The organism is Pseudofrankia coriaricola (assembly GCF_001854805.1).
Classification (GTDB): domain Bacteria; phylum Actinomycetota; class Actinomycetes; order Frankiales; family Frankiaceae; genus Pseudofrankia.
In genome coordinates, this window is the sequence record NZ_MBLO01000182.1 from 1 (window position 1) to 2,030 (window position 2,030).

1 protein-coding gene and 2 pseudogenes are annotated in these 2,030 nt (G+C 66.7%); all 3 read right to left on the minus strand.

Going from position 1 to position 2,030, the window contains the following annotated elements; genetic code table 11:
• Window positions 1-148 precede the first annotated feature (148 nt).
• Window positions 149-337 (minus strand): annotated as a pseudogene (locus BCD48_RS53945) (integrase core domain-containing protein); the annotation flags it as partial.
• A gap of 67 nt (window positions 338-404) precedes the next feature.
• Window positions 405-1,130: pseudogene (locus tag BCD48_RS21545) on the minus strand (IS30 family transposase); the annotation flags it as partial.
• Window positions 1,131-1,849: 719 nt separating this feature from the next.
• Window positions 1,850-2,030, minus strand: a 181-nt coding sequence (locus tag BCD48_RS52950; RefSeq protein ID WP_206745025.1) for a hypothetical protein, incomplete at its 5' end; no start/stop codon positions are given.

A 2,030-nucleotide genomic window follows, 5' to 3' on the forward strand; every position in this document is an offset into this window, starting at 1 on the left:
GCTGCGCTGGAAAGCCTCAACCAGGACAAAGTAGACGCAAGCGGCGTCTCACCACGCGATCACTGAACGTCACCACCGAATATGCGCCAGAGCCGTTGTTCTTACAGGCCCATGCCGCAGCCTGCTGTGCGAGATATTCCGCGTGTACTTCGGACGGGGTCCTGTAGCCGAGTCCGGAGTGGAGGCGTCTGCGGTTGTAGAAGACCTCGATGTATCGGACTATAGCACGCCGGGCGAGGCTGCGGGTGGCGAAAACAGTCCGGTGGACGAGCTCGTTTTTCAGGGCGCCGAAGAACGATTCGGCCATGGCGTTGTCCCAGCAGATCCCGGTGCGTCCGACGGAGCCGCGCAGGTTGAGGGATTTCAGGGTTTCGGCGAAGGCCGTGGACGTGTAGTTACCGGATTCAACCGGTCGTCGCAACACCGGCTTGTTGGAGTGAGGATAGCTGGTCGTTCAGTGCTTCGGCTGGTGTCTTCCAGCCGAGTGTCTTGCGCGGCCGGTCGTTGAGGGTCGCGGCGATGGCGGTGAGTTCGTGTCGGCTCCAGCGGGACAGGTCTGTGCCCTTGGGGAAGTACTGCCGTAGCAGGCCGTTGGTGTTCTCGTTCGTGCCGCGCTGCCAGGGGCTGTGCGGGTCCGCGAAGAAGACCCCGACGCCTGTCTCGGCCGTCAGCCGGACGTGCTGGGCCATCTCCTTGCCGCGGTCCCAGGTCAATGTCCGACGCACGGGACCGGGCAACGCGGCCAGCGACAGTGTGATCGCCTCCCGGACAGCCTCGGCGCCGCGGCCAGCCAGCGCCGGGCCGTTGTGCACCCGCGGCTCGTGGCCGTAGCCGTCCATGCGGGGCAGGTGCAGCAGGAGGGTGAACCGGGTGGTGCGCTCGACCAGTGTGCCGATCGCGGACCTGTTCAACCCGATGATCAGATCTCCTTCCCAGTGGCCCGGGACGGCGCGGTCCTCGGCGTCGGCCGGCCGGGCACTGATCCTCACCTCCGGGGTGACCATCCCGTCACGGCGCCGCCGGACCCGGGCCCGTGGCACCCGCAGGGCACGGCCCGTGCGCAGACACGCGACCAGCTCACGGCGCAACGCTCCCCGGTCCTTGATGTAAAGAGCCTGGTAGATCGTCTCGGTGCGCCACGATGCGCTTGTTCATTCGAGTGGAGGTGAAAGGACTCCGCCGCTGGCCTGTCGCAGCAGGTCAGTGAAGCTGAGGGCAGCCGTGCGACGTGATGCCGCACGCGATGAGTGATCACGCCGATTGGAGATCGCTTGGCGAGGACGTGATCCGGTCCAGTGTCCAACGGACCGTTCCCACCCTGGCGTGCGTCGTGGGTAACCGCGGGGTGCGAAGCTCAGGGCAGAGCCGAAGCGCTCCCGTTCCACCCGGGGGCGACGGGCGAGGGAAAGGCCGGACGGGTGAACGCGAGTGAATCTTCGTATGCCCCGTTATCAGCAGCTCCGCCGGTGGGAGGTTCCAGCGGGGTATAGGGCTGGCCGTTGAGAAGCGGCAGGCGCCGATCAGAGAGGCTGCGTTGATCGGGAGGACACCGCCGCCCCGGGGTAAAGGAGGCGCCCAACCCGGTCGTATCTCATGCGTGTGGAACACGGAAACCGTGCGCCACGAGGCGCCATGGCACCAAGTGGAGGTGGAAGACCTCGCCGCTGGGCTGTCGCAGCAGCCTAGCGAAGCTGGGCGCAGCCTGATCCGGGAGACGCCGGGGAGGGCGGGAGCAGCGCCGACAAAGCCGGGACGGCCTGGGACTGTCAGACGGGTCGGGTCCGGCGAGCGTGACCGGACGGTGCACGAGAGGAATCAGTGATTGAAACCCCGTAAGCGTTCCACCGGGTCAAACCTGGCAGATATGGCCCGGGTTTGCAGCGCGTGGCCGGGCCGACAGGTGCCGGCCAACTCCGTAGCCGGTTGGTTTTGCCGGGGAGGAGGCCACGTTGAATGTCTGCGGCGTAGGCGTGGCGAGGCTGCCGGGGTAGAGCTGGGCACCAAGCCGGTCGATTGGGTCATGGTGAACG